Origin of the sequence: Microbacterium sp. P03 (assembly GCF_043556235.1) — a bacterium.
Lineage (GTDB): Bacteria > Actinomycetota > Actinomycetes > Actinomycetales > Microbacteriaceae > Microbacterium.
Genome location: NZ_JBIGIM010000001.1, coordinates 1163140 through 1179381, shown reverse-complemented (window position 1 = coordinate 1179381; position 16242 = coordinate 1163140). Strand labels below are relative to the sequence as shown.

The 16242-nt window shown below is 67.7% G+C and carries 14 protein-coding genes; 4 read left to right on the top strand and 10 right to left on the bottom strand.

The window, feature by feature from the left end; translation table 11 throughout:
• The first annotated feature begins 43 nt into the window (after positions 1 to 43).
• Genes glgX through glgB form a run of 3 tightly spaced genes read left to right on the top strand, consistent with a single transcriptional unit; the run spans position 44 to position 6413 of the window.
• Complete coding sequence (gene glgX, locus ACFXOO_RS05735; RefSeq protein WP_394562999.1) at positions 44 to 2131, top strand: glycogen debranching protein GlgX; 2088 nt, start codon at positions 44 to 46, stop codon at positions 2129 to 2131.
• Between the two features lie 44 nt (positions 2132 to 2175).
• Positions 2176 to 4260: a maltotransferase domain-containing protein gene (locus tag ACFXOO_RS05730; protein WP_394562998.1), complete on the top strand. Its 2085-nt coding sequence runs from the start codon at positions 2176 to 2178 to the stop codon at positions 4258 to 4260.
• The gene (gene glgB / locus ACFXOO_RS05725) at positions 4257 to 6413 is read left to right on the top strand and encodes a 1,4-alpha-glucan branching protein GlgB (protein ID WP_394562996.1); all 2157 of its coding nucleotides are present in this window, start codon (positions 4257 to 4259) and stop codon (positions 6411 to 6413) included. Before ACFXOO_RS05730 ends, glgB begins: the two co-directional genes overlap by 4 nt.
• A gap of 48 nt (positions 6414 to 6461) precedes the next feature.
• On the opposite strand, the gene ACFXOO_RS05720 is transcribed toward glgB, so the two are convergent.
• Positions 6462 to 7418, bottom strand: a complete 957-nt coding sequence (locus tag ACFXOO_RS05720; RefSeq protein WP_378839206.1) for a tetratricopeptide repeat protein — start codon at positions 7416 to 7418, stop codon at positions 6462 to 6464.
• A complete protein-coding gene (locus tag ACFXOO_RS05715; protein ID WP_394562995.1) occupies positions 7415 to 9247 on the bottom strand; it encodes a glycosyl transferase in 1833 nt (610 codons plus the stop codon). The genes ACFXOO_RS05720 and ACFXOO_RS05715 overlap by 4 nt, the downstream gene beginning before the upstream one ends.
• A 174-nt stretch (positions 9248 to 9421) precedes the next feature.
• On the opposite strand from ACFXOO_RS05715, the gene ACFXOO_RS05710 reads away from it, so the two are divergent.
• Positions 9422 to 10468 carry an AI-2E family transporter gene (locus ACFXOO_RS05710; RefSeq protein WP_378839200.1) on the top strand — a complete coding sequence of 349 codons (1047 nt, stop codon included), beginning with the start codon at positions 9422 to 9424 and terminating at the stop codon, positions 10466 to 10468.
• Here ACFXOO_RS05710 and ACFXOO_RS05705 read toward each other — a convergent pair.
• From ACFXOO_RS05705 to tsf, 8 genes are all read right to left on the bottom strand, one after another.
• Complete coding sequence (locus ACFXOO_RS05705; protein WP_378839198.1) at positions 10465 to 11181, bottom strand: alpha/beta hydrolase; 717 nt, start codon at positions 11179 to 11181, stop codon at positions 10465 to 10467. The two genes, ACFXOO_RS05710 and ACFXOO_RS05705, sit on opposite strands and share 4 nt — an antisense overlap.
• Complete coding sequence (locus tag ACFXOO_RS05700) at positions 11181 to 11465, bottom strand: hypothetical protein (RefSeq protein ID WP_378839195.1); 285 nt, start codon at positions 11463 to 11465, stop codon at positions 11181 to 11183. The genes ACFXOO_RS05705 and ACFXOO_RS05700 overlap by 1 nt, the downstream gene beginning before the upstream one ends.
• A gap of 4 nt (positions 11466 to 11469) precedes the next feature.
• Positions 11470 to 12219 carry a lytic transglycosylase domain-containing protein gene (locus tag ACFXOO_RS05695; protein ID WP_394562993.1) on the bottom strand — a complete coding sequence of 250 codons (750 nt, stop codon included), beginning with the start codon at positions 12217 to 12219 and terminating at the stop codon, positions 11470 to 11472.
• A 54-nt stretch (positions 12220 to 12273) separates the two neighbouring features.
• The gene (locus ACFXOO_RS05690) at positions 12274 to 12945 is read right to left on the bottom strand and encodes a DivIVA domain-containing protein (protein WP_378839191.1); all 672 of its coding nucleotides are present in this window, start codon (positions 12943 to 12945) and stop codon (positions 12274 to 12276) included.
• A complete protein-coding gene (locus ACFXOO_RS05685) occupies positions 12945 to 13964 on the bottom strand; it encodes a phosphatidate cytidylyltransferase (protein ID WP_394562992.1) in 1020 nt (339 codons plus the stop codon). The genes ACFXOO_RS05690 and ACFXOO_RS05685 overlap by 1 nt, the downstream gene beginning before the upstream one ends.
• A 12-nt stretch (positions 13965 to 13976) precedes the next feature.
• On the bottom strand, positions 13977 to 14531 hold the full coding sequence (gene frr, locus ACFXOO_RS05680; RefSeq protein ID WP_378839186.1) for a ribosome recycling factor: 555 nt from the start codon (positions 14529 to 14531) through the stop codon (positions 13977 to 13979).
• Between the two features lie 53 nt (positions 14532 to 14584).
• The gene (gene pyrH / locus ACFXOO_RS05675) at positions 14585 to 15304 is read right to left on the bottom strand and encodes a UMP kinase (protein ID WP_378839183.1); all 720 of its coding nucleotides are present in this window, start codon (positions 15302 to 15304) and stop codon (positions 14585 to 14587) included.
• 100 nt (positions 15305 to 15404) lie between these two features.
• Positions 15405 to 16232 carry a translation elongation factor Ts gene (gene tsf / locus ACFXOO_RS05670; protein ID WP_378839181.1) on the bottom strand — a complete coding sequence of 276 codons (828 nt, stop codon included), beginning with the start codon at positions 16230 to 16232 and terminating at the stop codon, positions 15405 to 15407.
• Positions 16233 to 16242 lie beyond the last annotated feature (10 nt).

Sequence of the window (16242 nt, the reverse complement as noted above, 5' to 3'; positions counted from 1 at the left end):
CTCCGTAACGAGATCGACTCCTGTGCTCACTACTCTAGAGCGCATGCCCAGCGCCCGACCCGCCACCGTCGCCGCCCCCGGTCCCGGGTTGCTGAGTCCGCATCTCGACGGGCTCGGGGTGACGTTGCACGACGGCGAAGGAACGCTGCGCTTGTGGTCGGGTCACGCGACGAGTGTCGAGCTGGTGATCTTCGACGACACCGATCTCGACTGGATCACGGATTCCGCCCCGCTAGCCCCCGTCGGCGACGGTGTCTGGAGCGTGACCACGCCTCTCCTGCGCCCCGGCGCCCGCTACGCCGTGCGGGTCGAGGGCGACCACACGACCGGCAGCACCTTCAACCCGCGGACCCTCCTGATCGAGCCGTATGCGCGGGGTCTCGTCAGCGCGGGATACGAGGACTGGCGTTCCGTCGTCGTGAACGGTGCGTTCGACTGGGGCGGAGTGTCCAAGCCCGCGGTGGCCCTCGACCGGACGGTGATCTACGAAGGTCATGTCAAGGGGATGACCAAGCGCCACCCGCTGATCCCGCCCGCGCTGCACGGCACGTACGCGGGTCTCGCCCACCCGGCGATGGTCGATCACCTGCTGACCCTCGGCGTCACCTCGGTGCAGTTGCTCCCCGTGCACGCCTTCGCGTCCGAGCCGCGCCTGCTGCAGCTCGGTCTCACGAACTACTGGGGCTACAACACGCTGAACTTCTTCACCCCGCACGCCGGTTACGCCAGCGCCGTGAACCGCCGTGAAGGGCCCGAAGCGGTGTTGCGCGAGTTCAAGGGGATGGTCAAGCTGCTGCACGAAGCAGGGCTCGAGGTGATCCTCGACGTCGTCTACAACCACACCGCCGAAGAGGGTCTGGGCGGACCGCGCACGAGCTTCCGGGGTATCGACAATCGCAACTACTACCGGCAGCAGGAAGACGGCGCGTACATCGACGTCACCGGGTGCGGCAATTCGCTCAACACGTCGACGGATGCCGCAGCCCGCGTCGTGCTCGATTCGCTGCGCTATTGGGCGAACGAGGTGCAGATCGACGGGTTCCGCTTCGATCTCGCCGCCACTCTCGGTCGCGACGCCCAGCACACCTTCGATCCCGAGCACCCCCTGCTCACCGCCGTCATCGACGACCCGGCGCTGGCCGGCGTCAAGATGATCGCCGAGCCCTGGGACGTCGGGATGGGGGGCTGGCAGACCGGCAACTTCGGCGACGGCTGGCACGAATGGAACGACCGCTACCGCGATCGTGTCCGCAACTTCTGGTTGAGCGACGTGGACTACGCCCGTCGCGCCTCCACCTCACCCGTCGGCATCGGTGGCTTCGCCAATCGTCTGGCGGGCTCGGCCAACACCTTCAGCGCCGAGCGAGGACCGCTCGCCAGCATCAACTTCGTGACAGCCCACGACGGGTTCACCCTGCGCGACCTCGTCAGCTACGACGTCAAGCACAACATGGGCAACGGCGAGCACAACAGGGACGGCGCCGACACCAACCGCTCGTTCAACCACGGCGCCGAGGGCCCCACCGACGACCCCGCCATCCTCGCCACACGACGCAAGGCGATGCGCAATCTGATGGGCACGCTGCTGCTGTCGGCGGGCATCCCCATGATCACCGCCGGCGACGAGTTCGCCCGCACGCAGCGCGGGAACAACAACACCTACTGCCACGACTCCGCCCTGACCTGGCTGACCTGGGACCACGCGCCCTGGCAGGAGGATCTCCGTGCGCACGTCGCACAGCTGATCCGTGCGCGCCAGGCCAACCCCGCGCTGCGCCCCAGCCGGTTCGCCCACGAGGAGCTGCGGGTGCCCAACTCCTCGGTCATGGACTGGTACGACCGCAACGGGAACACGATGTCGGGCGAGAACTGGACCAGCCCCGAGCACCGCACACTGCAGTACGTCGCCACATCCACTCCGGAGCACGAGAAGCTCAACCGCATCCTGCTGATGGTGCACGGCAACGAGCACCCGACCTCCGTCGTCCTTCCCGTCATCGAGGGCGTGAGGCACTATGTCTCGCTCTGGTCGAGCGCCGAGGAGGCACCCCTGCAGGAGCGGGCCACGCTGTCTCCCGGTGATGTGGTCGAACTCGTCGGCACTTCCATGCATCTGTTTCGCGCGGAGTGACGGGTCGGCACGCGGCGGGCAGGTGCGCGGGGTAGGTTCGACACGTGGCCACGACGACGCGAACCGCGATTGCGCGCCCCTGGCGCGCCGCATCCCCCATCCCCCTCCGCGCTGCACAGCCCGGGAAGCCCGAGCAGGAAACGATCACGGGGCGCATTCCGCTGTTCCAGCCGTCGCCCTCGGTACCGGACGGCCTGTTCCGGCCGTCGGCCTATTCCGGTGAGGTGATCCCGTTCCAGGTGACGGCGTTCCGCGAGGGGCACGACAGCATCGGCGTCCACGTGCGGCTCTTCGCCCCCGGCGGCGACGAATCGCTGCATCGCCTGACACCGCTCGGCGACGGCTTCGACCGGTGGCGCACGAGTATCGCGCCGCTCGAAGAGGGCATCTGGTCCTTCCGTTTCGAGTCCTTCGGCGACGAATTCGCGACGTGGCAGCACGCGGCCCAGCTCAAGATCGCGGCGGGCGTCGATGCTCCGCTCATGCGGGAGATGGGCGCTCTGCTTCTGAGCCGCGCCGCCCAGGAGAAGGATCGGGATGCCGCCGAACGCCGCGCGCTCCAGGGCGCTGCCGCCGCGCTGCGCGACACGGCGATCAGCGACGAGTCCGCCCTGGTGATCGTCGGGGATCCGGTGCTGGCCGAGTTCTTCGCCGTACGGCCGGTGACGAACCTGCACACTGTCGGTCCGACGTACGAACTCCTCGTCGAGCGGGAGCGCGCCGGCGTGGGAGCGTGGTACGAGTTCTTCCCCCGCTCGGAGGGCGCGAAGCGGCAGAAGGACGGCTCCATCAAGAGCGGGACGTTCCGCACGGCTGCCAAGCGACTGCCGGCGGTCGCGGCGATGGGGTTCGATGTTCTTTATCTGCCCCCGATCCACCCCATCGGCACGATCAACCGCAAGGGTCCGAACAACAGCCTCGATCCGAAGGACGGCGATCCGGGTTCGCCGTGGGCCATCGGCTCCGCCGCGGGCGGTCATGACGTCGTCCATCCCGATCTCGGGTCGATCGCCGACTTCCGTGCGTTCGTGCGCGCCGCTCGCGCGGAGGGCCTCGAGATCGCCCTCGACTTCGCGATGCAGGCCGCGCCGGATCACCCGTGGGTATCAGAGCATCCGGAGTGGTTCACGACCCTTCCGGACGGCACGATCGCCTTCGCGGAGAACCCGCCGAAGAAGTACCAGGACATCTATCCGATCAACTTCGACAACGATCCGGCAGGAATCTACGCCGAGGCGCTGCGGGTGGTCAGGCACTGGATCGCCCAGGGCGTGACGATCTTCCGCGTCGACAATCCCCACACCAAGCCGCTGCAGTTCTGGGAGTGGCTCATCCGCACGGTGAACGCGGAACGACCCGACATCGTCTTCCTCGCCGAGGCGTTCTCGCGGCCCGCTGTCATGCAGGGTCTTGCGAAGGCGGGCTTTCAGCAGAGTTACACCTACTTCACGTGGCGCAACACGAAGGAGGAGCTCGAGGAGTTCCTGACGGGTCTCGCCACCGACACCGCTGACTTCCTGCGCCCGAACCTCTTCGTGAACACTCCCGACATCCTCACGGAGTACCTGCAGTACGGAGGGCGCCCCGGCTACAAGGTGAGGGCCGCGCTCGCCGCCACCGGCGCCCCGACCTACGGTGTGTACGCCGGATACGAACTGTACGAGAGTGTGGCCCGACCGGGCTCCGAGGAGAATCTCGATAACGAGAAGTATGAATACAAGGTGCGGGACTGGGAGGGCGCCGAAGAGCGGGGCGACTCGCTGGCTCCCTACCTCCGTCGACTCAATGAGATCCGACGCGCGCATCCCGCGCTCCGGCAGCTGCGCAACATCGACGTGCACTGGAGCGACGACGACGCGATCCTCGTGTTCTCCAAGCATCTCGATGCCGCGCTCTCCCCCGACGGGACATCGGACACGATCATCGTGATCGCGAACGTCGACGCTCACTCGGTCCGTCAGACGATGGTCCACCTCGACACGCGCGTCTGGGGCGTCGCCCCCGGGACGCCGTTCGATGTCGAGGACCTCGTGACCGGTGCTGTGTGGACCTGGTCCGATCACAACTTCGTGCGACTCGACGCTTTCACCGAACCCGTCCACATCCTTCACGTCAGGGAAACACGATGACCACGATCGACGACCGCACCCTCGACACGATCGCGACGGGTTCGTATCACGATCCGCACGGCGTACTCGGACTCCACCGTGGGAGCGGTGATGACACGGGCGCTCCCTGGGTCGTCCGCGCTCGTCGTCCACTCGCCGACACGGTGACCGCCGTGTTCGACGACGGTACCCGCGTCGGTCTCGATCACCTCCGAGGGGGTATCTGGGAAGGTGCGCACTCCGGTGACCCGGGTCGGTACGTCATCGAGACCACGTACGCGGATGCCCCGTCCTTCAGCGTCGACGACCCGTATCGTCACGGACCCACGCTGGGAGAGCTTGACCTCCACCTCATCCGCGAGGGTCGTCACGAGGAGCTGTGGACGGTCCTCGGTGCGCATGTGCGCGATCACGACGGGTCGCTCGGCACGGCCTTCACGGTCTGGGCGCCGAATGCCCGGGCGGTGCGCGTCGTGGGCTCGTTCAACGAGTGGGACGGGCAGGCGCACTCGATGCGCTCCATGGGCGGGTCCGGGGTGTGGGAGCTGTTCATCCCCGGCGTCGGCGCCGGTGCCTCCTACAAGTTCGAGCTGCTGACGCGGAACGGCGGGTGGATCCTCAAGGCCGACCCCATGGCTCGTCAGGCGGAGGTCCCGCCGGCGACGGCATCGGTCGTGACGGAGTCCCACTACGAATGGGAGGACCGCGCCTGGATGGATCGGCGGGCCGTCTCCACACCGATCTCGCAGCCCATGTCGGTCTACGAACTGCACTTCGCATCGTGGCGTCCCGGGCTGACCTACCGCGACGCGGCTGATCAGCTAATCGAGTACGTGACCGCGCAGGGCTTCACGCACATCGAGTTCCTCCCTCTCGCCGAGCATCCGTTCGGCGGATCCTGGGGATACCAGGTGACGGGCTACTACGCCGCGACGAGTCGGTTCGGCCACCCGGACGATCTGCGATACCTCATCGACCGGCTCCATCAGGCCGACATCGGCGTGATCATGGACTGGGTACCCGGCCATTTCCCCCGCGACGCCTTCGCCCTCGCCCAATTCGACGGCGAGGCGCTGTACGAGCATCCCGATCCTCGCCGCGGCGAGCACAAGGACTGGGGCACGCTGATCTTCGACTACGGGCGCAATGAGGTGCGCAACTTCCTCGTCGCGAACGCGCTGTTCTGGTTCGAGGAGTTCCACGTCGACGGCCTGCGGGTGGATGCCGTGGCCTCGATGCTGTACCTCGACTACTCGCGCGAGGAGGGCGAATGGGCCCCGAATGAGTTCGGCGGCCGCGAGAACCTGGAAGCACTGCGTTTCCTGCAGGAGGTCAACGCCACCGCGTACAAGCGCTATCCCGGCATCGCGATGATCGCCGAGGAATCGACGAGCTTCCCCGGTGTGACGGCGCCCACCAGCCAGGGCGGGCTGGGCTTCGGGTTCAAGTGGAACATGGGGTGGATGAACGACTCCTTGCAGTACTTCGCCCGCGACCCCATGTACCGCTCGCACCACGAGGGTGAGCTGTCGTTCTCGTTCGTGTACGCGTTCAGTGAGAACTTCGTGCTCCCCATCAGCCATGACGAGGTCGTGCACGGCAAGGGCAGCCTGTTCACCCGCATGCCCGGCGACCACTGGCAGAAGCTCGCGAACATGCGCGCCTTCCTCGCCTACATGTGGGGTCACCCCGGCAAGCAGCTGCTGTTCATGGGACAGGAGTTCGGTCAGATGTCGGAGTGGTCCGAGTCCCGGGGCCTCGACTGGTGGATGCTCGATCAGCCCGCGCACGCCGAGTTGCAGTCCTTCGTGGGCACCCTGAACCGCGCGTATCGCGACCATTCGGCCCTGTGGGCGCGGGACAGCGACGGTGATGCATTCGCACGCCTGGGCGCGCCCACCTGGAATCCGAACGTCAGCGCATTCTCACGTCGGGACTGGCACGGCAACGTCGTGGCAGTGATCTGCAACTTCTCGGGCGTGCCCGTGCACGACTACGAAGTCGAACTGCCCGAGGCCGGGGTGTGGCGGGAGATCCTCAACAGCGACGTGCAGGAGTACGGAGGCTCAGGCGTCGGCAACCTCGGTACCGTTCACGCCGGCGACGGCGGTTTTGCCCGGATGGTGCTGCCTCCGCTCGGCGTGATCTGGCTGAGCCACGAGGCCGGCGCGTAGCGATTCGCGCGTGTGGGTCGGGCCCTGTCCGGGCTCGACCCCAGCCCGTCAGAACAGCAGCGACGTGAGCCGGCGACGGGCGACGAGCACGCGGGGATCCGCATCGCCGACGAGTCCGAACAGCTCGAGCAGTCGATCGCGCACCGGCGACCGCTCGTCGGCGGCAAGCGAGCCGAACAGCTCGAGCAGTCGACCGAAGGCATCCTCGATGTGCCCGCCCGCGAGATCGAGGTCGGCCGCGTCGAGCTGGGCGGGGATGTCGAGCGGGTTCGCCGCGGCTGCCGACCGGACGGCCTGCAGGTCGAGGTGCTGGACCCGGTCGAGCAACCGCACCTGACCCAGCCCCGCACGCGCATCCTCATCGCGCGGGTTCTCCGTCAATGCCTGCTCGTAGGCGGTGGCCGCCGCGGCGTAGTCGCCGGCCTCGATCGCCGCGAACGCGGCCGCGTGCAACGGAGGGAGCTCGGGCTCCGCCGGGGTCTCGTCGGCACGTGCCGAGTCATCCGCATCGACGTCCACAGAGCCGGTGACGCCGTTCTGCTGCGCGAGCTGCAGCAGCTGCGTGAACACGTCGCGCACCTGCTGCTCGGGGACTGCTCCGGTGAACATCGGCACCGGCTGCCCTGCGAGGAGGGCTACGACCATGGGGATCGACTGGGCGCGGAACGCCTGCGCGAGCTGCGGGTTCGCGTCGACGTCGACCTTGGCGAGGACGACCCTGCCTGCGAGCTCGCGGACGACTTTCTCGAGGAGGGGGCTCAGCTGCTTGCACGGCCCGCACCATTCGGCCCACAGGTCGACGACGACGGGAACGGTCCGCGAGAGCTCGAGCACCTGCGGGAACGTCGCGTCCGTCACATCGATGACGAGCGACGGGACGGATGACGCGGCGCCGGCGCCACCGTCGGCTGAGGGGGGTGCCGACACCGGCGCGGCCGGCCGGTTGCGCAGCGAGGACAGGTCGACGGCGCCGCGCAGGACGGCACCGGGTGCGGGATCGGTCACGGAATCACTTTCGCGTCGAGGATGTTCGAGGAGTACCCGAGCAAGCGGATCTTCTCGGTCGAGCCCTGCGAGGGCACATAGAAGAACAGCTGATCACTGTACGTGGTCGTGAAGCCCGTCGAGGACTGCTCCGCGCCGGCGAGGGCCTTGACCGTGGCGTTGTTGGTCAACTTGATGACGGCCTCAGCGTTCGTCGGCTTGACCGTGTCCGTCTCGTTCAGGTTCACGGCCACGATCGCGCCGCTCTCGAGCGTCGCCAGAGCGAGCGGGCTCTCCGCACCCGGCGTTGTCGAGAACGTGAGGGAGCCGGTCGACGCTGCGGTCTGATTGAACTCGTCCAGCCGCCGCTGCCGGTCGGCGGCCACACTCACGCGGAACTGGTCGCCGTCGGTGTCGAACTGTGCGAAGTACGTGCTCTGGTCACCGTTGGTGAGGATGTCCGCGTACGCGGTTGCCAGCTCGTCGGGGGTCATGACCAGGAACGGGGAGTCGGGGGCCACCTGTGTGGCGCCGACGTAGGACGCCGCGAGGTCGGGCATCTCAGTGGCGGCTTCGAGGTTCGCGAGGTACGACAGCTTGTAGGGCGACCAGGCGTCCTGCTGCGTCATCAGCATGATGCTCGAGACTTTGTCGTCCTGGTCGTCGACGACCGTCATGACGGTGCGAGGCCACGAATCGAAAGCCTGCGGCAGCACGATCTTCAGCGGTGAGGTCTGGATCGCCGGCATGGCGGCATAGTCGGGCACGGCCGCACCGAGGGTGTAGTTGGTGGAGCGCTCTGCGAGCGGCGCGCCGTCCAGTCGTGTGGCGGCGAGTGCAGGGTCGCGGTTCGCGTCGGCATCGGCGACCGTGTCCGCGATGCGCGTGAGGATCCGCTCGGCCTGGGCCTCCGTGACGGCGGGCGCCTGCTGGCCCTCGGGCACGATGACGGTCGCCGAGGGGCTCGGCGTCGGGCTGCCTGCCAGCGACGGCCATGAATCCGCGGTGCACCCGGCGAAGAGCAGTGCGGACACGCCGATCGCGGGCACGACGGCGAAGGCACGCCTGCCTCGCGAAAGGCTGCGACGGGTGGAGCCGGAACTGATCACGCCCTTCTCGGCGCCCTCCACAGCGAGGTCGATCGGCTCGGTGACCGCCACCGGGAGGCCCTTGCGACGAGGACCGCGCGAACGCCGCGCGTGGCGGATTCCCAGGACGTAGAGGAAGACGCCGATCGCCATGAGGATGGCACCGCCGACGATGAGCGGGCCCGCCCACGGCGTGCTGCGGGCCACCGGCCACGAGATCGAGATGTCTGCGGGTGCGGGCGCGGTGCCGTCACTGGCGATGAGCACGCTCATGGTGTCGGGCAGCTGAAGGGGCGCCACGAGCTCGTCCTCCTGCTGGAATTCGTCCAACCAGAGGTCCGAGCCGATAGGACTCTGCGGTACGGCCGTGGCCTCGGCAGTCGTGGTGTCACCCGCCTCCGTGCCGTCTGCGGGCTCGGGGGCTGCCGTGGAGTCCGCATCGGGCTCGATGGGCGAGGTCGTGATCGTCCCGTCCGACGCGAGGCTCACCTCGTTGTGGGGGACGTCCGCGAGCCAAGCTTTCACGTCGGCCGTTCGACCGTACGAAGCGAACACCGCCCCGGACCCTGCGGCGCGCAGCGTCTGGGCACCGGGGAGGGCGTTGAGTACGGCCCCGTCGATCAGGGTGTACGGCGCGTCCTGAGTCACGGAGATCGATGCGGTCTCGGTCTTGGGCCCCTGGAAGATGGTGCGCTGGGCGATGCCGGCACCGATCATCACCGCGGCGAGAACGAATGCCACGACCGCCCACACGAAACGCACGAAATACACTCCTCGGGGCCCGCCGATGTGACGACAGACCTTTGACTCGACGTTACAGACTAGCCAAGATCTCCTGAAAGTCCCCAGAGAGCACCGCGGAAACGGTCTGCGAGTGCATTGTCAGTATCCTTGCCACACACCCGTCGGGACCTCGCCGGAAAAGTCTGGAGCATCGTGAAGATTCAAAATCCGTTCCGTGTGGCGCTCGTCGCCACACTGGGCGTGGGCGTGGGACTCCTGCTGATCGGCAGCATCCAGACACTGTCGACGATTCTCCTCTACGTGGGCACAGCGCTGTTCCTGTCCCTCGGCCTCGAACCGGTGGTGTCGTTCCTCGAGCGTCGCAAGCTCCCCCGATGGGCGGCGGTGTTGATCACCCTGCTCGCGGTGCTCCTCGTTCTGGCGGGCATCGTGCTGATGGTCGTGCCGATCATCGCGTCGCAGATCACCCAGTTGGTCGGCACCATCACCGACATCGCCCAGTCGGGGACCTTCCTCAAGGACGTCGAGAACTGGCTCACTGCGACCTTCCCGAACCTGAACCTCGATGAGGTCACGAAGTATCTGCAGAACTGGGTCGCCACCCTCGACTACGGCTCGATCGGCGGCGGCATCATCGCGGTCGGCGCATCCATCCTCGCGGGGTTCACCGGCACGTTCATCGTCGTCATCCTCACGATCTACTTCACCGCCTCCACTCCGAACCTGAAGGCCGCCATCTACCAGCTCGTGCCCGCGTCGAAGCGCTCGCGCTTCATCGACCTGTCCGAGCAGATCACCGACTCCGTGGGCTACTACGTCATGGGCCAGGTGAGCATGGGTGTCATCAACGGCATCTTGAGCGCGATCTTCCTCACGATCATCGGGGCGCCGTTCCCGGCCGTGCTCGCCGTCGTGGCGTTCTTCTTCTCCCTCATCCCGCTGGTCGGCACCCTGACCGGTTCGGCGCTGATCGTCCTGACGTGTCTCGGACTCGGCTCGCCCACGACAGCCCTCATCGCGGCGATCTACTACCTCATCTACATGCAGATCGAGGCGTATGTGATCTCGCCGCGCATCATGAACCGGGCCGTCTCCGTGCCGGGCGCTGTGGTGGTGATCGCGGCGCTGGCGGGCGGTTCGCTGCTGGGTCTGCTCGGCGCACTGATCGCGATCCCGGTGGCGGCCAGCATCCTGATCATCTACCGTCAGGTCGTCATCCCGCGGATGAACGAGCGTTAGGCCTCGTCCGCCCATTCGGTGGCCAGCGGCAGGGCGTCGGGGTTGACCGCAGCGACGATCTCGGTCAGCACCCGCCGCGTCTGCGTCTCCCCCACCCAGAGGTGTCGTCCGCCCTCGATGGGAATGAGCACGGCGCCGGGAACGGTCGAGAAGCGGGCGACGGCCTCCGCCGGCCGGAGATAGTCGTCGAACTCGGGGATCAACGCGATGAGGGGACGGGGATCCCCGGCCCACGCCGCCACCTCCTCCGGAGTCGCGCGGTGGAGCGGCGGCGAGAGCAGGATCACCCCCTCCGCATCGTGATCGCGCCCGTACTTGAGGGCGATCTCCGTGCCGAAGGACCATCCGACGAGCCACGGATGCGGGAGCGAGCGCTCGCGGACGAAGTCCATCGCCGCGGCCAGGTCGAACGCCTCGGCGCGACCGCCGTCGAACGAGCCCTCGCTCGTCCCTCGCGGTGAGACGGTGCCGCGTGTGTTGAATCGGAGGACCGCCACCTCGGCCTGTGCCGGAAGACGTGCGGCAGCCTTCCGCAGGATGTGCGAGTCCATGAAACCACCTGCGGTCGGAAGGGGGTGCAGGGTGACCAGGGTCGCCACCGGCTCGACGTCCCGCGGGGTCGCCAGCTCGCCGACGAGGGTCAGCCCGTCCACGGTGGTGAGCTCGATGTCCTCCCGGTGGGCGGGAAGCAGTCGGGGTCCACGTATCTCCATCAGGCAATCCTCCAACAGTGCGTGTGCCAGTGGCGCCGTGCGGCCAGGTCTGCCGTGTCGCCGAGCACACCGTCCGCACGCCACGCGACGACGTGCGCCGCGCCCGATTCGACGTTGCGTCCACAACCGGGGCAGACGTAGGACTTCTGCGCCCGTGATGCGGCCACGGGCTGCACCACCCACTCGACACCACGGCGTACCTCGGTGCGCTTCCACCCCGCGATCATCCTCGTCAGAGCGTCATCGTCCTCGGGAGACGGATGACGGCGGTTCGACCGCGGCACGAGCTCAGTACCAGCCGGAGCTGTTCGAGTGCGCCCACGCCCCGCACGGCGTGCCGTAGCGACCGCCGATGTAGCCCAGGCCCCAGGCGATCTGCGTCGCGGCGCTGGTTTCCCAGTCCGCGCCCGCGCTGGCCATTTTGTTGCCGGGAAGCGCCTGCGGAATTCCATACGCTCCGCTGCCGGCGTTGTAGGCGTTGACGCGCCATCCGGATTCCCGGTTCCAGAGCGCGACGAGGCAGGAGAAGTCGTCGTTGCTCCATCCGCGGGCCATCACCATGTCGAAGGCTATCGACTGCGCGCTCCCGGGGTCCGGTGACGCGAACGGCGGTGTCCAGCTCGACTCCGACTCCGGCTCGGACTCGGACGACGACGTGCCGGTCGCCTTCTTCGTGGGCGTAGGGGTCGGGGTCGGCGTCGGTGTGACGTACACCTCGTAGTTGCCCCGCGCCAGCTCGGGTCCGTCTGCCTCTGCGGCGGTGCCGCTGACCCGCAGCGACTGCGCGTCGCCGAGGGTGATCGAGTACAGCGTCGCGGGCGGTTCGACGGCTTCGGCCTTCGAGAGGGAGACCCCGATGGGTCCGACGTACGCAGCCACGAAGCCGACAGCGGCCATCGCGGCGAACACACTCAGCACACCGCGGCTGCGAGACCACCGCGGCCGAGTCCGTCCGACCTCGCTGCGCAGGGGCGGAGCATCCGCGGCCCGGCGCACGGCGCGCGACGGGCCGGGTGTCATCTCATCGCCGGGGGTCACAGTGGCCCGAGTCTACCGGGGCGCCCGCGGGCACGCCATCCGCTCGCGGTGCGCTCAGGCGACGGCGAGCATCACTTCGACGACGGAATCCAGCACGGCATCGACCTGGGCTTCGCGATACCCGCCGCGCTGCATGCGGAACGCCACCGCCCGGACCTGCTCGACCGTCACCGTCTCCCCCGCTGCGAGGTAGCGCGCGATCTTGTCGGCGACGAGGTCGACCTCGTCGACGCGGTACCCGTAGCGCATCACACCGACTTTCTCGAACCGCTGCCCCCGTGGGCGGCTGAGGCGGTCCAGTACGACCTGAGCCGTGGCCCGCGTCGCACCCACCCACTCGGCCGGGCCGACCGCGGTCACGACGCGTTCGCGTTCGAGAGCGGCGAAAGCGTCCTCGATGCGCGACAGGGCGGCATCCACCGCCGCAATCGCGTAGCCGTGTCGCACGAGCGGGAACGCCACCCGGCGCACGAGCTCGGCACGGAACAGCGTCGTGGTCCCCGAGTTTTCGTCGGCGCCGGTGGTCGCAGCATCCGTACCACCCTGCTCAGGTGCACGATCCGCGTGCTCCTCCGATTCGAATGCCGCGCGCGCTTGTGCCATGAAGGCGTCCACGGCGCGTCGTTCATAGCCCTTCGTGCGCCCGGATGTCACCGCGAACAGCGCGTACTGGGGGTCCTGCGCGGCGACGGCGTCGTCGCGGTCGTCTTGTTCGTCGATGGTCATCAGGCCGCCAGAGGGGTGAGCAGGTAGTACAGGGCGAGGGCGCCCACGGTCGAGGGAAGGATCGAGTCGAGACGATCGAGGACTCCCCCGTGGCCGGGCAGCCAGGAGCTCATGTCCTTGATGCCGAGGTCGCGCTTGACCATCGACTCTCCGAGGTCTCCTGCGGTGGCCGTCGCCAGGATGACGGCGCCGAACACGAGGCCCGTCCACCAGGGCAGCCCGAGCATGAACAGTGCCAGGAGGACGCCGGCGACGAGGGACGCGGCAGCCGCTCCCGCGAACCCTTCCCACGTCTTCTTGGGACTGATGCGGGGGGCCATCGGATGCTTGCCGAAGGAGAGTCCGGTGGCGTAGGCGCCGGTGTCGGATGCGACGGTCACGATGATGAACGCGAGAACCCACCATTCCCCGCCCTCCTGCCGGACCAGCAGCACGCACAGGCTGGCGAAGAACGGGACGTACAGCTGGATGAAACCCGCTGTCAGCACATCCCGCAGCACCTCGCCGTAGGTGCGACCGTCGCCGTCGAACATCTGCCCGACCATCCGCCAGACGATGACGAACGCGACCGCGGCGAAGATCGCCACCCACAGCAGCCAGAGCTCGAGGAAGACACCGCCGAGGACGAGCAGGGTGCCGGCGATGAGCTGCGGCACCAGATCGACACGGCGGCCCGCTGCCTGCATGGCGCGGGTGATCTCGAACAGCGCGAGCGTGCTGGCTCCCAGCGCGAAGACGACGAACACCCACTTGAAGAAGATCAGCGACGCCAGCAGGGCGGCACCGATGCCGAGCGCGATCAGGATGGCGACGACCAGATCGCGGCCCGTGCGTTCTTTCAGTCGCTCGTTCGCCTGGTCGAACTCGGCGCGGGCGTGCGCCACCTGGTTCTCGAACTCGGCGCGCGCGGCCCGCACATGCGTTTGGAACGCCTGGGATGGGTCTCCCGGAGGCGGAGGCCCGGCCTCGCCCTCGCCGGGACGATCCCCGACCGGCGGACCGCCGGATGCGTCGGTCATGAGCCCGCGGCCTCAGACTTCGAGGAGTTCGGTCTCTTTACGCTTGAGCGCCTCGTCGATGGCGTCGACGTGCACACGGGTGAGAGCGTCGAGCTCCTTCTCGGCACGGCCGAGCTCATCCTCACCCACATCGCTCTTGAGCGCGTCGAGATCGTCCTTCGACTTGCGACGGATGCCGCGGACGTGCACCTTGGCGTCTTCGCCCTTGCCGCGGACGATCTTGACGAACTCCTTGCGGCGCTCCTGCGTGAGCTCCGGCAGGGTCACCCGGACGAGCGAGCCGTCGTTCGTGGGGTTCGCGCCGAGATTGGGGGTGTCGCGGATCGCCTGCTCGATGGCCTTCAGCGCCGACTTGTCGTACGGCGTCACCACGATGGTCCGGGCTTCCGGGTTGTTCAGCGACGCGAGCTGCGCGAGCGGCGTGGGCGTGCCGTAGTAGTCGACCAGGATCTTCTGGAAGAGCTGAGGGTTGGCCCGGCCCGTGCGAACGGTCGCGAAATCCTCTTTCGCAGCCTCGACGGCACGGTCCATGCGCGTTCCGGCATCAGCCAGGACATCGGCGATCACGGTGACTCCATTCGGTAGATCCTGCAGCGTTCAGTCTAGTCGGCGACCGTCCGTCACACCGTGACGAGCGTGCCGATGGATTCGCCCAGAAGAGCCCGTGTCACGTTGCCCGCCGGCTCCATGCCGAAGACGCGCATGTCCATGCCGTTGTCCATGCAGAGGCTGAACGATGTGGAGTCGACGACTTTCAATCCGCGCTGCAGTGCGTCGATGTAGGTGATGCGATCGATGCGCGTGGCCGAGGCGTCCTTGTTCGGGTCGGCGGTGTAGACCCCGTCGACCCCGTTCTTGGCGACCAGCACCTCGGATGCACCGATCTCCAGTGCGCGCTGAGCGGCGACCGTGTCGGTGGAGAAATACGGCAGACCGGCGCCGGCGCCGAAGATCACGACGCGACCCTTCTCCATGTGGCGCTCCGCGCGACGCGGGATGTAGGGCTCGGCGACCTGCGTCATGGCGATGGCCGACTGCACGCGTGTGGCCGCGCCCGCCTGCTCGAGGAAGTCCTGGAGGGCCAGCGCGTTCATCACCGTACCGAGCATGCCCATGTAGTCGGCGCGGCCGCGGTCCATTCCCCGTTGACTGAGTTCGGCACCGCGGAAGAAATTGCCGCCGCCCACGACCACGGCGATCTCGACCTGGTCCACCGCCGCGGCGATCTCCCTCGCCATCTGGCCCACGACGTCGGGGTTGACCCCGAGCTGGCCCCCGCCGAATGCTTCTCCGGACAGTTTCAGGAGCACGCGTCGGCGCCCACTCGATCCATTGGTCACGAGGTGTCCTCTCATCGCTGATACAAAGCTATCGAAGGCGGGCGTGGCCCGCGCACGGAAAAGGCCCGCACCGTCACCGATGCGGGCCTCATCGCCTGAGTCAGGCGCCGACCTTGAAGCGGGCGAACCCGGTCAGGGTGATGCCTGCGGCCTTGGCGACCTGCGCCACGGACTGCTTGTTGTCCTTGGCGTAGTCCTGGTCCAGGAGCGACACCTGCTTGAAGAACGCGTTCACGCGGCCTTCGACGATCTTCGGCAGCGCCGCTTCGGGCTTGCCCTCGTTGCGTGAGATCTCCGTGACGATCTCGCGCTCACGATCGACGTCCGCCTCGGGAACCTCATCGCGCGTCAGGTAGGACGGGTTGGCGAACGAGATGTGCTGCGCGATGCTTCGTGCCGTCTCGGCGTCGGCTCCGGTGTAGGCGAGCACGACTCCGACCTGGGGCGGGAGGTCCTTGCTCGTCTTGTGGAGGTACACCTCGAAGTGCTCACCCGTGAGGGTGCGCACGCGACGCAGCTCGACCTTCTCGCCGATGATCGCTGCTTCGTCCGAGATGAGCTGCTCGACGGTGCCGTTGCCGGCGGGGGCGGCAAGTGCCGCTTCCACCGAGTCGGCCGAGACAGCGGCCGCGGCATCCGCGACCTTATCGGCCAGTGCGATGAAGCGGTCGTTCTTCGCGACGAAATCGGTCTCGCACGCGAGCTCGATGATCGTGACCTTGCCGTCGCCCTCACGAGCGGCGATGAGGCCCTCGCTCGTGGAACGATCGGCACGCTTCGCGTTGCCCTTCGCGCCCTTGAGTCGCAGGATCTCGACAGCCTTCTCGACGTCGCCGTCAGCCTCCTCGAGCGCCTTCTTGGTGTCGACCATTCCGGTGCCGAGCTGCTCGCGCAGCGCTTTGATGTCGGCGATGGTGAAGTTGGCCATGGGTGGTGGC